This window comes from Actinoplanes sp. NPDC026619 (assembly GCF_040638295.1).
Classification (GTDB): Bacteria; Actinomycetota; Actinomycetes; order Mycobacteriales; family Micromonosporaceae; genus Actinoplanes.
Genome location: NZ_JBEZYA010000013.1, coordinates 59,707 through 72,694, shown reverse-complemented (window position 1 = coordinate 72,694; position 12,988 = coordinate 59,707). Strand labels below are relative to the sequence as shown.

Annotated in this window: 13 protein-coding genes; 10 read left to right on the top strand and 3 right to left on the bottom strand. The window is 66.4% G+C overall.

Translation table 11 applies throughout. The features are described 5' to 3' along the window. The first annotated feature begins 8 nt into the window (after window positions 1–8). The 8 genes from urtB to AB0E90_RS26540 all read left to right on the top strand — a co-directional run bounded on the left by urtB (window position 9) and on the right by AB0E90_RS26540 (window position 7,481). Complete coding sequence (gene urtB, locus AB0E90_RS26575; RefSeq protein WP_360411079.1) at window positions 9–893, top strand: urea ABC transporter permease subunit UrtB; 885 nt, start codon at window positions 9–11, stop codon at window positions 891–893. After that, window positions 890–1,987, top strand: a complete 1,098-nt coding sequence (gene urtC, locus AB0E90_RS26570; RefSeq protein ID WP_360411076.1) for an urea ABC transporter permease subunit UrtC — start codon at window positions 890–892, stop codon at window positions 1,985–1,987. Before urtB ends, urtC begins: the two co-directional genes overlap by 4 nt. Further along, window positions 1,984–2,787: an urea ABC transporter ATP-binding protein UrtD gene (gene urtD / locus AB0E90_RS26565; RefSeq protein ID WP_360411073.1), complete on the top strand. Its 804-nt coding sequence runs from the start codon at window positions 1,984–1,986 to the stop codon at window positions 2,785–2,787. Before urtC ends, urtD begins: the two co-directional genes overlap by 4 nt. A 1-nt stretch (window position 2,788) precedes the next feature. After that, complete coding sequence (locus AB0E90_RS26560; RefSeq protein ID WP_360411070.1) at window positions 2,789–3,472, top strand: ATP-binding cassette domain-containing protein; 684 nt, start codon at window positions 2,789–2,791, stop codon at window positions 3,470–3,472. Between the two features lie 85 nt (window positions 3,473–3,557). Next, window positions 3,558–5,234 (top strand): hypothetical protein, encoded by a 1,677-nt coding sequence (locus AB0E90_RS26555; protein ID WP_360411067.1) that lies wholly within the window; start codon window positions 3,558–3,560, stop codon window positions 5,232–5,234. Next, entirely contained in the window at window positions 5,234–5,800 is a 567-nt protein-coding gene (locus AB0E90_RS26550) for a helix-turn-helix domain-containing protein (RefSeq protein ID WP_360411064.1), read from the top strand. The genes AB0E90_RS26555 and AB0E90_RS26550 overlap by 1 nt, the downstream gene beginning before the upstream one ends. Next, window positions 5,785–6,372 carry a TetR/AcrR family transcriptional regulator gene (locus AB0E90_RS26545; protein WP_360411061.1) on the top strand — a complete coding sequence of 196 codons (588 nt, stop codon included), beginning with the start codon at window positions 5,785–5,787 and terminating at the stop codon, window positions 6,370–6,372. The genes AB0E90_RS26550 and AB0E90_RS26545 overlap by 16 nt, the downstream gene beginning before the upstream one ends. 248 nt (window positions 6,373–6,620) lie before the next feature. After that, complete coding sequence (locus tag AB0E90_RS26540) at window positions 6,621–7,481, top strand: hypothetical protein (protein ID WP_360411058.1); 861 nt, start codon at window positions 6,621–6,623, stop codon at window positions 7,479–7,481. Window positions 7,482–7,944: 463 nt separating this feature from the next. Here the strand turns inward: AB0E90_RS26540 and AB0E90_RS26535 are convergent, their stop codons facing one another. Further along, window positions 7,945–9,213 carry a DUF4143 domain-containing protein gene (locus AB0E90_RS26535; RefSeq protein ID WP_360411055.1) on the bottom strand — a complete coding sequence of 423 codons (1,269 nt, stop codon included), beginning with the start codon at window positions 9,211–9,213 and terminating at the stop codon, window positions 7,945–7,947. A 373-nt stretch (window positions 9,214–9,586) separates the two neighbouring features. Here AB0E90_RS26535 and AB0E90_RS26530 point away from each other — a divergent pair, with 373 nt between their 5' ends. Together AB0E90_RS26530 and AB0E90_RS26525 are read left to right on the top strand one after the other, a co-directional pair. Continuing rightward, the gene (locus AB0E90_RS26530) at window positions 9,587–9,844 is read left to right on the top strand and encodes a type II toxin-antitoxin system prevent-host-death family antitoxin (protein ID WP_130511265.1); all 258 of its coding nucleotides are present in this window, start codon (window positions 9,587–9,589) and stop codon (window positions 9,842–9,844) included. Next, the gene (locus AB0E90_RS26525; RefSeq protein ID WP_360411051.1) at window positions 9,841–10,101 is read left to right on the top strand and encodes a Txe/YoeB family addiction module toxin; all 261 of its coding nucleotides are present in this window, start codon (window positions 9,841–9,843) and stop codon (window positions 10,099–10,101) included. Before AB0E90_RS26530 ends, AB0E90_RS26525 begins: the two co-directional genes overlap by 4 nt. A 20-nt stretch (window positions 10,102–10,121) precedes the next feature. Here the strand turns inward: AB0E90_RS26525 and AB0E90_RS26520 are convergent, their stop codons facing one another. Further along, complete coding sequence (locus AB0E90_RS26520) at window positions 10,122–10,997, bottom strand: hypothetical protein (protein WP_360411048.1); 876 nt, start codon at window positions 10,995–10,997, stop codon at window positions 10,122–10,124. A gap of 319 nt (window positions 10,998–11,316) precedes the next feature. Further along, on the bottom strand, window positions 11,317–12,456 hold the full coding sequence (locus AB0E90_RS26515) for a hypothetical protein (protein WP_360411044.1): 1,140 nt from the start codon (window positions 12,454–12,456) through the stop codon (window positions 11,317–11,319). Between the last annotated feature and the right edge of the window lie 532 nt (window positions 12,457–12,988).

Genomic DNA, 12,988 nt, shown 5'->3' with positions numbered 1-12,988 from the left:
GAAAGCACGTGGACGCACTGATCCCACAGCTGCTGAACGGCAGCGCACAAGGTGCGCTGCTCCTGCTCGCCGCACTGGGCCTCTCGCTCACCTTCGGCCAGATGGGCGTGATCAACATGGCCCATGGCGAGTTCCTCATGCTCGGCGCCTTCACCGCCTACCTCGTCCAGCAGGTCATCGCCGCCAGCGACCTGTCGATCCCGGTCGCGCTGCCGGTCGCGTTCGTCGCCGCCGGCCTGTTCGGACTCCTGCTGGAGGTCACCATCATCCGATGGATGTACCGCCGGCCCCTCGACACCCTGCTCGTCACGGTCGGCGTCAGCCTGATCCTGCAGCAGGCGGCGCTACAGATCTTCCCGTCGCAGGGCGTCCCGGTGGAGAAGCCCAGCTGGCTCGACGGGCAGCTGGACGTCCTCGGCTACGAATGGCCGCTCCGGCAGCTGTTCACCATCGTGCTCGCGGCCGTCTGCGTCGCCGCGCTGTCGGCCTGGCTCAAGTACACCTCGTTCGGCCGCCGCATCCGGGCGACCGTGCACAACCGGGACCTCGCCGAGACCACCGGGATCTCCACCCGCACCATCGACCGCCTCACCTTCTTCGTCGGGTCGGGTCTGGCCGGGGTCGCCGGAGTGGCCGCGTCGCTCATCGGCGGCACGAACTCCCAGATGGGCGCGCAGTACATCATCCCGGCGTTTCTCGTCGTCGCCGCCGGCGGCATCGGCCAGCTCAAGGGCACCATCATCGCCGCGTTGGCGGTGGGCGTCGCCCTCTCGTGCTTCGCCTACTGGACGACCGGCAGCTTGGCGCAGGTGCTCGCCTTCATCCTCGTGATCGTCTTCCTGCAGGTACGCCCGCAGGGCCTGTTCACGGTGCGAACCAGGAGTCTGGCATGACCAAGCTGAAGCCATGGGTCTCCCTCGGCGGCATCGCGGTGTTCGCCGTCCTGCTCCTCGCGGTCGCCCCCGCCGTACTCTCCGATCACTGGATCAACAACCTCGGCAAGTACTGCTGCTGGGCCATCGCCGCCGTCGGCATCGGCCTTGCGTGGGGCCGGGGCGGGATGCTCGTGATGGGGCAGGGGGTGTTCTTCGCCCTCGGCGCCTACGCGATGGCCATGCACCTCACGCTGGAGACCGCCGGTGACCGAATCCCGGGGTTCATGGTGCTCTACGACCCGCTCGCGCCGCTCCCGGCGTTCTGGGAGCCGTTCCGTAGCGCGGGGTTCACCCTGCTGGCGATCGTGCTGCTTCCGGTGATCGTGGCCGGCATCCTCGGCTACGCGCTGTTCAAGCGCCGGGTGAAGGGCGCGTATTTCGCGATCCTGACGCAGGCGCTCGCCGTCGCACTGGCCACCCTGATCAGCTCCACGATCCGCGAGACCGGCGGCGACACCGGGCTCAGCGACTTCAAGTTCTTCTTCGGCTTCGTGCTGAACGACCCGGCGAACAAGGTCATGGTGTACCTCATCGCGGCCGCGCTGCTCATCGTGTGCCTGCTCGCGGTGTGGCAGTTCTACCGCAGCCGCTTCGGTGAGCTCCTCGTCGCCACCCGGGACGCCGAGGAGCGCGTGCGCTTCCTCGGCTACGACCCGGCCAACGTCAAGCTTGTCGCCTTCGTCGTGTCCGCGCTGATGGCAAGCATCGGCGGAGCGATGTTCGTGCCCATCGTCGGCATCATCACCCCGGCCGAGATCGGCGCCGCCGCCTCGATCCTCATGATCGCGGGTGTTGCCTTCGGCGGCCGGGCATCGCTCTTCGGCCCCGCGCTCGGCGCGATGGCGGTCGGATGGGGGCAGTCGAGCCTCGGCTCGACCTGGCCCGACGGCTGGACCTACATCCTCGGTCTGCTGTTCGTCGTCGTCATCCTCCTCCTGCCGAACGGACTGTCGTCCCTGCCGGCCAGGTTCACGGGGCGGCTGCGCAGGCGCCCTGCCGGACAACCCGCCCCGGTGATCGCCGCCGCAGAGCTCGAAGAGGTGCGGTCATGACCGACGCTTCCCTCGTTGTCACGGATCTCCACGTCGAGTTCTCGGGTTTCGTCGCGGTCGGCGGCGTCTCCTTCGACGCGCACCCCGGCGAGGTCCGGTTCCTCATCGGCCCGAACGGCGCCGGCAAGACGACCTGCATCGACGCCATCACGGGGCTGACCAAGGGCACCGGGTCGGCGAGGCTCGGCGAGACAGAGCTGCTCGGCAAGCAGGTGCACAAGATCGTCCGCTTCGGGGTCGGCCGCACCTTCCAGACCGCGAGCGTCTTCGACGAGCTCACCGTGCTGCAGAACCTCGACATCGCCGCCGGGCTCCACCGCTCCTCGGTCTCGCTGCTGCGGACCCGGCGCGGCGTCGACCCGTCGATCGAGCAGGCGCTGGAGGAGACCAGACTCGCCGCCGAGCTCGCCACGCCGGCCGGCATCCTGTCGCACGGCCAGAAGCAGTGGCTGGAGATCGCGATGCTGCTCGTGCAGGACGCGAAGGTACTGCTGCTCGACGAGCCCGTCGCCGGTATGAGCCACGACGAGCGCACCGCGACCGGCGAGCTCCTTCAGCGCATCGCGGTGAAGCGGATCGTGCTCGTGGTCGAGCACGACATGGACTTCATGCGCCGCTTCGCCACCCGCGTGACAGTGCTGCACCAGGGCAAGGTGCTCTCGCAGGGCACGGTGGCCGAGGTTCAGGCCGATCCCAAGGTGCAGGAGGTCTACCTCGGCACCGCGGGCGCCGCCACCGCGGCCGCCATGGTGGTCGTACCCGAGCCGGTGGCCGAGACGCTGAAGCTGATGGAGGACTGACATGCTCGAGCTCACCGACATCGAGGCCGGCTACGGGCGCACGCGGGTGCTGCACGGCGTGACGGTGCCGGCCGGCAAGGTGGTGGCCGTGCTCGGCCACAACGGCGCCGGCAAGACGACCCTGCTACGCCTCGCGATCGGCCTCATCAAGCCGACGAAGGGCCGCGTGCTGTTCGACGGTGAGGACATCTCGTCGCTCGCCCCCAACAAGCGCGTTGCTCGCGGGATGGCGTACGTGCCGCAGGGTCAGCAGTCGTTCGGCCAGCTCACTACGCTGGAGAATTTGCAGCTCGCCGCGGACGGGCGCCGGCGCGGGAAGGCTCTGATCGAAGCGCAGATGGTCCGCTTCCCCGCCCTGGAGAAGTTCGCCACCCGGAAGGCGGGCCTGCTCTCGGGCGGGCAGCGCCAGCAGCTCGCGATCGCCCGCGCCCTCATCACCGAGCCGAAGCTGCTCATCCTGGACGAGCCGACCGAGGGCATCCAGCCCACTATCGTCGCCGAGATCGAGCAGACCATCATGCAACTGGCCGGCGAGGGCATCAATGTGCTGCTCGTCGAGCAGCACATCGGCTTCGCCCTCGAGGCCGCCGAGCGTTACGTCGTGCTCGCGTCGGGCTTCGTCACACAGACCGGTGATGGTGGTTCGGCAGCCGCCTCCACCGTGCGAGCCGCCATGGCGATCTGAGGGCGATGTGACCCACGTCGGCAATGCTGTCGTAACACCGGACAGCAAGGATTCCCTGACGCAAGGTGCCTTAGGGGATGCCACTGTGTCGACGTACAACGCGCGCGCGGCCGCAGAGGACAGCCTGGAGGACTACGCCTTCCGCTATGTGCCGCGCACCTTCCGGCGCTGGAGCGCCGCCTCCGTCGGCGCGACTGCCCTCGGGTCCATCGCGTTCCTCGCCGACTTCTCGATCGGCGCGAGCATCGGCATCGACCACGGCACCCCCAACGCTGTGCTCGGCATCGTGTTCGCGTCGGTCATCATCCTCATCGTCGGTGTGCCCGTCGCCTACTACGCCGCCCGCTACAACCTCGACCTCGACCTCATCGCCCGTGGCTCCGGATTCGGCTACTACGGCTCCATCATCACGACTGTGGTCTTCGCGGGCTTCACCTGCATCTTCTTCGCCCTGGAGGGCGCCATCATGGCGCAGGGGCTGCAACTGGCGACGGGGATGCCGCTGTGGATCGGCTATCTCATCTCGACCGTCGTCGTGATCCCGATCGTCATCTACGGCATGCGTGCGCTGGAGCGCCTGCAGTTCTGGACCACGCCCCTATGGCTCGCCCTCGCTCTGCTGCCGCTGCTGTGGATCGTCGTCTCCGACCCCGAGGCGGTCCGCGCCTTCACGTCGTTCACCGGCAACTCCGACGGCTCGATCAGCTTCGGCGCCGTGGTCTCGAGTGCGGCCGTGTGCTTCGCCCTCACCCCGCAGCTGGCGGAGCAGATCGACTACCTCCGCGCGATGCCGCCGCGCACGCCGTCGAACGCCCGCTCGTGGTGGACGTCGTTCGCGTTCGCCGGTCCGGGCTGGGTCGTCTTCAGCGGCACCAAGCAGGTGATCGGGGTGTTTCTCGCCGTCTACCTCCTGGTGCGGGTCGAACCCGGTCTCGGGCACCAGGCGACCGAACCGGTCAAGCAGTTCGTCGAGATGTACCAGACCCTCCTCCCCGACTGGCTCGCGATCGTTCTCGCCCTGGTGCTCATCGTGGTCGCGCAGGTGAAGATCAACGTGACGAATGCCTACTCGGGCTCACTCGCGTGGTCGAACGTCTTCACCCGGGTGGCGAAGCACTACCCCGGTCGTACGATCTTCGTTCTGTTCAACCTCGTGATCGCCTACACGTTCATGATGTTGGACGTCTTCACCCTCATCTCCTTCGTGCTGAGCCTCTACGCGAACGTCGTCATGGCGTGGCTCGTGACGATCGCCACCGATATCGCGATCAACAAGTGGGTGCTGCGCATCTCGCCGCGCTTCCCCGAGTTCCGCCGCGGCATGCTGCACGACTGGAACCCGGTGGGGCTCGTGTCGGTAGGGCTCGCCTCGGTGCTGTCGCTGCTCGCGTTCGCCGGGTTGCTCGGCGCCGCTGTCAAGCCGTTCTCGGTGCTCATCGCGATCGGCGTCGCGTTCGTGACCACGCCGGTCATGGCCCTCGCCACGCGGGGGCGCTACTACCTGCGCCGCCACTCCGACGGCATCGACTCCCCCCGGTTCGACGAGCACGGCAACCCCTCCGGCGAGCGGCTCCGCTGCCATGTCACCGGCTATACGTTCGAGCGGCCGGATATGCTGGCCTCGGCCGAGAGGGGACCGCGCGGCGAGGTGCAGTACGTCTCGTCGCTGGCGCTCACGCTCGACGATTCCGATCGCTACGTGCTCCCGCCGGAAGTCGCCAGGCCCACGCACTGGGCGACCACCCGAGGAAGGGGGGCGTGATGGAGGAGCCGGTCGACACCGCGACCGCGATTCTCGCGAGCGCCGCGGTGCTGCTGCGCGAGCGCACGTTCGACGACATCTCCTACCGTGCCCTCGCCGACGAGGTCGGCATCTCGGAGCGCACGATCTACCGCCAGTACCCCACGCGCGCACACCTGCTCGCCGCACTCTCGAACTGGATCGAACAGACCTTCTTCCCGCTGCCGCCGTTCGTGACCGTTTCCGATTTCCGCGCCGCCGTGCACGAGCGCTTCCGGGCCTTCGACGCGTCGCCCGCGTACGCGTACGTCGGCGCGCGGGCATCCGCGATCTCGCCGACGCTCGACATCGAGCCGGCCTACATCACGCGTGCGATCGAGGCGATGCTCGACGTGGCGGCGCCGACGCTCAACCGGCGGGACCGGCGACGGGTCGCGGCATCCTTGCGCTACTTCTCGTCGGCGATGTTCTGGGCGCGCCTGCGCACCGGCTTCGACCTGGATGCCGGCGAGATCTGCGACGCGTTCGACCGCGCTGTGGGCACCGTGCTTGCCAGACTGCCCGAAGCGACGTGGGCGCAGAGGTGACCGGGTCGGCGGCCCTCCCGGCGCTGAGCGGCACGCAAGTGGCGATCCTCGCCGCCTACGCCGAACTGATCGAGGAGCTGGGCAGCGACGACGTGTCGAACCGGGTCATCGCGCGCCGGGCCGGCATCGCCGAGCGCACGGTGTTCCGCAACTACCCCACGCGGGTCGACCTGCTACTGGCGACCGCAGCGTGGATCGAGGCGACGGTGTTCGCCCGCGAGGAGTCGCACTCGATCTTCGACATCCCCCTCGCGATCCGCGACGCGATGGAACGGTACGACGCACGGCCGGAGCTCGCGCACGTCGTCGCCGAGACGGCGATGCGCGGTGTGAGCGGCGCGGCGCCGTCTCCCGGCCGGGCGCAGCTCGAGCGGCTGCTGGATGCCGACGTGCCGTCCCTCGACGCGGCGCAGCGCACCGCGGTCATCGCGGCGTTGTCGCACCTCGACTCCGTCGGGGCCTGGGTAACATTTCGCCGCGAGTTCGGTATGGACCGGCGCGACATCGCCGACGCCGCCGCGTGGGCGGCGGAGGCGGTGCTCGACAGCATCCGCGACCGCGTCGCCCCGTAGCGGGTCCGGGGCGCCCCGGAGTCGGTGTGGTGGGCCGGACGATGCACTATGCGAACCGCACTCCTGTCATCCATGACGGATGCACTGCGAGGCCATTTCGCCAGCTCACGTAATCGGCTTGAATCGAAGCCGCCCAGGAGTGGTCCGCGAACGGCCCAACCCAGGTAGACGGATCGTCAACTCTCACCAACCTGCCTCGATTCCGACACAACCGCCATACCAAGAAAAGGCCGGTATCGTGCCCTTCCATGAGTCGATGGAAGGCGATCTTCTGGATTGTCGTCGGTTTGAACGCTTTCACCGTGGCAGTCATATTTTGCCTGCAGATTCGATCGGGATCATGGAGCAAAGCCGACCAAATTGGTGGTGCATTGGGTTTTTATGCAGCCTGGATCATCCTGATCGACACACTTGTTATCGCAAATTTGCGGCGACAGGCATATGCGTCTCCGGCTCATATCCCAGACGCCTCCGACACACCCATCATTGAAAATCCCGGCCGAACAGGCTCATCGATCGCAAGATTCTTCCTCATGACTATGTGTCGCCACTTGAATAACGGGTACGCATTCGCTGCCGCAGCTGCCGCGCTCTTAGTGCTCTATGGGAGCGTACTGTGGGACAACTTCGGCCCGCAGGCGCCGCGCTCCTACTTCGGGGCAACGTTTATGAGTGGCGAGGACACTCTTCATTTCGGGCCGACCGAAGTCATAATCGTCAGCACAGAGACTCGGAGGAAACACTTGTCGAAAAGCCCCGTTGCCCCAATCTGGGAAGAGCTTGCTCGACAGGCAATTCCCGACCTGGCCGTCATTGATCAGAAGGAGCCAGGAAGAGGCGCGGAACTTTGGTTTTTCATGCCTTCGGCCATCCTTCAGAGCAACGATGGAATCTCCGGGAAGGAAGGGTGCGAAGTGGCATTGGAGAAGGCGACCAAGCAAACCAGCGGGGCTTACGTGACGGTCAACCTCAATTCAGACGCCATCGTTTGCGTGTCACCCCATCAATCCGGCACAGCCCAGGTCAAAGTGCATTCCGGCCCGGTGGAGTTCCGGGTTGCCTACAGGTTTTACCCGCTAGATCACGAACGTGAGGACAGGATCTGGTGAGAAAGGTGCCATTAAAAGCTAGTCACCCACATCGCCGAGGTTACGCTCGCGTTGCTGCGCCAGGGCCGGCGTGCATCTACGCGCGGCGGGCTCGTGTCCACGGGAGGATGGGCACCATGGTCAAGCGAGCGGCCGGGCGCTGACATGACGCCGCAGTGCCGGTCGCGTGGGCTACCAATGCTGGATTACGGCTGCTCGCGCTCGGAGGCTCGCTCATACGCACTAAGAACGCGCTCCGCGGCAGCCGACGCCGGACCGGCCGGCGTGACCACCGCACCGTGGAGTCCGGGGGTCGCCCCCGGAGTCGGTATGGTGGCCGGACGATGCACCATCCGAACCGCCCGGCCACTGTCTCCGGCCATCCGTGGTCAGGATGTTTGACCAGTTCAAGAACGGCATCGTCGGCTTCGTAACCGAATTCGGAAGCTATCCGGGATGACGTTGGCCGGGTGAGAACTTGTCGTCAGGGGCCGAGCAATGCCAAAGGGACGACGGCTACGTCGTCGCGGCGGCGGTAAGCGCGCTCACCCGCGTAGATGACGACGGAGTCAATCAGGTCTTCGCCAATCCGGTCGCGCAGCCAATGCAGGTGCTTGGTGTCGGCGTCTTCAACGCGGTCGGCCAGCTTGACCTCGATGGCCAGCACCCTCCCGTCGGCGTGCTGGACTATGAGATCCACTTCGTGGAGGTTGTTGCGCGTCCGTAGGTGGCTTACCCGGCCCTCGGCTGCCTCGGCATATGTGTGGACGCTGAGCGCCACGAGGTGTTCGAAAAGAGCGCCGAGGATCGTGCCTTCGGACAGGTTGGTGCTGCCCTGTTCGGCTCGTAGCAGTGCAGCGGCATCGAGTCCCAGCAGGCGAGCGGCAAGCGCCGGGTCGGCCAGGTGATGCCGGGCGGACTGCCCGAGCCGATCAAGATGGTTATGGCCGGGAATCCACGGTGGCAGGTCGTCGAGCAACCACAGCGAGGACAGGGCATCGCGGTAGGCGAGTGTGGTCTCCTTGGCCGGCTTGTTCGCCAACCCGGCGGTGGCCGCGTCGAGAATCTTCGAGTAGGTCGCCGTCGTCGATGTCGCGGCGGCGTATGCGGCAAGCCAAGCACGTAGCACAGCCGGACGACGGACCGGATAGCCCTGCTCAGGGAACTCCCGCTCGACGACGTTGTCCATGTAGGCGTCCAACTCGGCCCGGCGGACACGGGACGGAAGTCTCCGGATGGCGGGGAACCCGGACGCGGTGATCTCTTCGACGTAGTCGGTCAGCCGGAGGTTGGTGCCCCCATCGACGTCGCGGTCGCCGGCCAGCAGCGCGGACAGGCTGACCGTCGAAGTCTCGATATCCCGTTCCGCCATGCTGAGCGGGCGCATCCGCATCGGGACGATCCGTCCAGCACCTGAGTGGATCACCGCGCCCCGAGGTGCCGAACTGCCGGCGATGATGAAGTGCCCAGGCGGAGAACCGGAATCGACCGCGCGGCGCACCTGGTCCCAAACCTCGGGGAACCGCTGCCATTCATCCACCAGAACCGGCCCTGGCAGACGAGACAAGACGGAGGGATCCGCGCTGAGGATCTCTCGCTGGGCAGGAAGGCTCAGATCGACGACTGACACGGCGCGCTGCGTCGCTGTCGCTGTCTTTCCCACGCCCTTCGGCCCATGGATCGACAGGGCACGCAAATGGGGCTGAAGCTCATCCAATACGTCATCCAGAACACGCCGCCGGTACTCGACCACAAAGCCACTCTACCCGAAACACATCTCCTACACGTCCAAATGCATAGCCCTTAGTCTTCCAGATGCACATCTTTTAGTCTGCCGAATTTACTCGGCATGCCCAGGCGTCCCTGAGCATGGATGCTACTGCTGTACTTTCCTGCTGTACGGACTCCTCTGAGGCGCCCCCGGAGTCGGCGTGGTGGGCCGGACGTTGCACCATGCGAACCACCCCATCGCCATCCCCGGTGGCCCACTATCGGGACGTTTGACCAGCTCACGTAGCAGGTAGTCGCGTTCGGGGCCGCGTCGGCGGCCCCGAACGGGTGTCAGGAGCGGCGCACCGCCACCACCACCAAGTGGTACCGTATCCGGTACAACCCTGGGAGGCATCGTGACTTCAGCGATCAGTGCCAGCGAGGCACGGAAGTCCCTCTTTCCGCTCATCGAGCGCGTCAACGAGGACCACACCCCGATCGAGATCGTCTCCAAGCGTGGTAACGCCGTCCTGGTGAGCAAGGAGGACTGGGACTCGATCATGGAGACCAACTACCTGCTCCGATCCCCCGCCAATGCCAAGCGCCTAGTCGAGAGTGTCGAGCAGTGGCGAGCCGGCCGAGCCACCGAGCGCGAGTTCGGCCCTGAGGAGTGAAGCTCAGCTGGACCGACCACGGCTGGGATGACTACCTGTACTGGCAGACCCAGCACCGTAAAACCCTCAAACGCATCAACGCACTGATAGCCGACATCAAACGCGATCCCGACGGCCAGGGCATCGGCAAACCGGAGATCCTCCGCAACAACCTCGCCGGCCTCCGATCCCGGCGCATCGACGACGAACACCGCATGGTGTACGCCGTCGAGACCAACGAGATCACCATCATCTCCTGCCGGTACCACTACGAGTAGCTCCGGCCGGTCATTGCTGCTCAGCCGCGTTTGGCGAACTCTGCCAAGCGCTCGCTGAGCGGGCTCACCCGCGGGCGCGGTGGCCGATCGAAATAGCCCGGCTTGACCTCACGCATCAGCGCCTCGCCGTCCCGGCTCCAGTCGAAGCGTGGCCGTTTCAGCAGCCGCCGGAACACGACACTCGCCTTCTCGGGATCCCGAGCAGCCAGCCGGCGCAGGACCATCGGTTCCACGCTGTCGTCCTCGAGATAGGACAGTGTCTGCTCGCGCCACCGGCGCCGCCGCAGCAGGCCGGGGTTCGCGAACGCTTCCTCCACGAGACCGAACTCCGCGTAGAAGCCGAGCCCGTCCGTCTCGTCGTAGATCAGCGCCACCGTTTCCGCATCGGTCAGATCCAGCGGCAACGACATCGACACCGCAGCAGGGACCTCCTTCGGGTCCGGTCCGAGAACCATGTCACGGCGGTACGTGTAGTAGCCGTCGAGCCGCTCCTGTGTCTGTTCACCCGGGACCACCAGCAGGTCGGTGCCGAAGAACTCGACGAACCGGGCGCGGTCAGCACGCTGGTGTTCCCATGCCAGTGCAATCTTGTCCGGGTTTCGGAACACCGCTTCCGGCGTACGCAACGACATGTCCAGCGCGAGCTGATAGGCAATGCCCCGCTCGCTCCCACGCAGAATCTGCACCGGCCCGCTCAGCATCCACTCGTCACCGACCGTGACCAGCCGGGCGATGATGAACGAGCGACGCGGCATCTGCTTGAACACGGCCGGGCCCATGTTCGATCGGACCCGATAGGTCAAGTCGTCGACCAGGCACTCCACCAGGAGCGCGGACCCGTCCTTGCGCTGCACCTCGAACGGGCCCTGCGCCACATCGCGCCAGCCGAGCAGCATCTCCCGTTTCGACCTCCGGCAGGTCCGGCCGGGCCTCCACGAACTGCTCCACCACCGTCCGGCCGTTCGCCAGCCGGTGCTCCAGCACGAAACAGTCCCAGAGCAGCATCCACCGCTGCTCGTCGGCGTCTTCCAGGCCGTTGCCGTACTCGGCCAGAAAACTCGACGCAGCCCGGTCGTAGCGGGGCTGCTGAGAGAACGCCACCAGCTCGCCCTTGAGCTCACCAGCGCGTCGTAGCAGCGCGGCATCAACCATCGACATGCCACCAACCTATGAGCCGTCAGAACGACATCGTCACGGGGTACCTCGTTCGGGTGATCAATCGATCAGACGCCGAGCGAGGCGTTCGGCGTTGAGTCCCCGCATTGCTCCGTCGACGGTCTCCGGGTCGGTGAGGTCGATACCGCGGGCCGTCAGTTCCGCGGCGATCTGCTTGGCCGGCCCCCACGCCGCCGTGTCGTCGAATGCCTCCTCGAACGCGGGAAGGAACGTGTCGACAGCCTCGATCACCGGACTGATCCATACCGGGTCTACCGCACGGTGTTCCAGCGCGTACCGGATCCAGCGCCGTAACACGTCCGGCAGCGCGGCGCGCTGCTCGGCGTCCAGCGCCGCCTTGCGCGGCAGCCAGTCGGCCAGGAACAAGCCGACCTGCCCCGGGCTCCAGCACAATGGGCCGCTGGTCATGTAGCCGTCGCCGTAGTCGAGGAACAGATCGGCCAGCGACCTGGCGACCGTGTCATCAGTAGGCGCGAACCCGTCCAGCAGTCGTTCCCGTTCCTCATCGCTCATCGGCTGCCAGTCACGGAAGTCCGGCAGGTACGGCCGGCATCGTGACCAGGCCAGCGCCCGTAAGTCGATGAAGTCCTCGTCATCGTGGCGGGGCCAGGTCATGTCCGTGGTCCGCAACGCATCCGCCAGCTCCGCCAGCGCAACCTCGACCGGGCACTCGACGGCCGGCATCGGCACCTCACCCGACTCACGCAGCCGATCCCAGGCCTCCGCCGCCCCCGACTGCAACACCGCCAGCTTGTCCACGAGCACACCGCCGGCGAGGGAGATCTGCGCCATCACCGTGTGCGGCGTCTGACCGGTGAATTCAACGAACAGCACGTGCTCGCTGTCCCAGACATCCACCGCCCGCCACGCCCGAACCGATGCGAAGGCAGGAACCTCAAACCACGCCGGCGCCGGCTGACTCTCCGACAAGATCTCCAACGTGCCGTCCAACATCGACCACTCCTCGGGGGCAGCGACACGGCGCAGCGCCACCACCGCGGCCAGCCCGTGCGGCGACGGCCGGGTCGACGCCCGGCCCACCACCTCCAGGTGGAACATCTTCTCCGGCTCGCGCTCACCGAGCCCCGCGGTCGACCATGCTGCGCCGAGCCAGCCGCTGGCCCACCGCTCGGCCTCAAGCGCACTGTCCTCGGACACGAGCGCCACCGCGTCACGCATCAACCGATCCGACAACCGCAACTCACGCACCGCACGCTGCGGACGCCTCGGCTTACCTCGTCCTGCGGGACGACCACGACTCTTGGGCATGTACCCATTTACCACATTGAGCCCGGCACCAGGCTCGAGCGACCCGCGGTTCGCGCAATGCCACATTCGACCAGCGTGAACACGCAGGCCAGGCATGAAGTGGGCCTGAACCAAGAGAATGCGAAACCCGCGGTAACGATGATCGATGATCCTCTGCCGGTAGGTGCAGCCAAGTCAACACGCCGGAGGACGGGCAGCGACAGTGGTCGCTGAGCAATACCGCGTCGCCAGGCGTGTGGCCAGCTTCCCCCACGTCGGCTCCCAATTCTTCACGGGCGACAAGATCGCTCAAACCGTGCGCAATATGATAATAGATACGGATCGAACCGCGGTGGACCTCCCTGGGATCGAACCGCGGTGGACCTCCCTGGGATCGAACCGCGGTGGACCTCCCTGGGATCGAACCGCGGTGGACCTCCCTGGGATCGAACCGCGGTGGTAC

Coding starts and splice junctions, on each gene's coding strand:
- AB0E90_RS26550 (WP_360411064.1), top strand. CDS start 5,234: ATGGAGGAGCCGGTCGACACCGCGACCGCGATTCTCGCGAGCGCCGCG.
- AB0E90_RS26520 (WP_360411048.1), bottom strand. CDS start 10,997: ATGCTGCTCGGCTGGCGCGATGTGGCGCAGGGCCCGTTCGAGGTGCAG.
- AB0E90_RS26560 (WP_360411070.1), top strand. CDS start 2,789: ATGCTCGAGCTCACCGACATCGAGGCCGGCTACGGGCGCACGCGGGTG.
- AB0E90_RS26540 (WP_360411058.1), top strand. CDS start 6,621: ATGAGTCGATGGAAGGCGATCTTCTGGATTGTCGTCGGTTTGAACGCT.
- urtD (WP_360411073.1), top strand. CDS start 1,984: ATGACCGACGCTTCCCTCGTTGTCACGGATCTCCACGTCGAGTTCTCG.
- urtC (WP_360411076.1), top strand. CDS start 890: ATGACCAAGCTGAAGCCATGGGTCTCCCTCGGCGGCATCGCGGTGTTC.
- AB0E90_RS26515 (WP_360411044.1), bottom strand. CDS start 12,456: ATGCGTGACGCGGTGGCGCTCGTGTCCGAGGACAGTGCGCTTGAGGCC.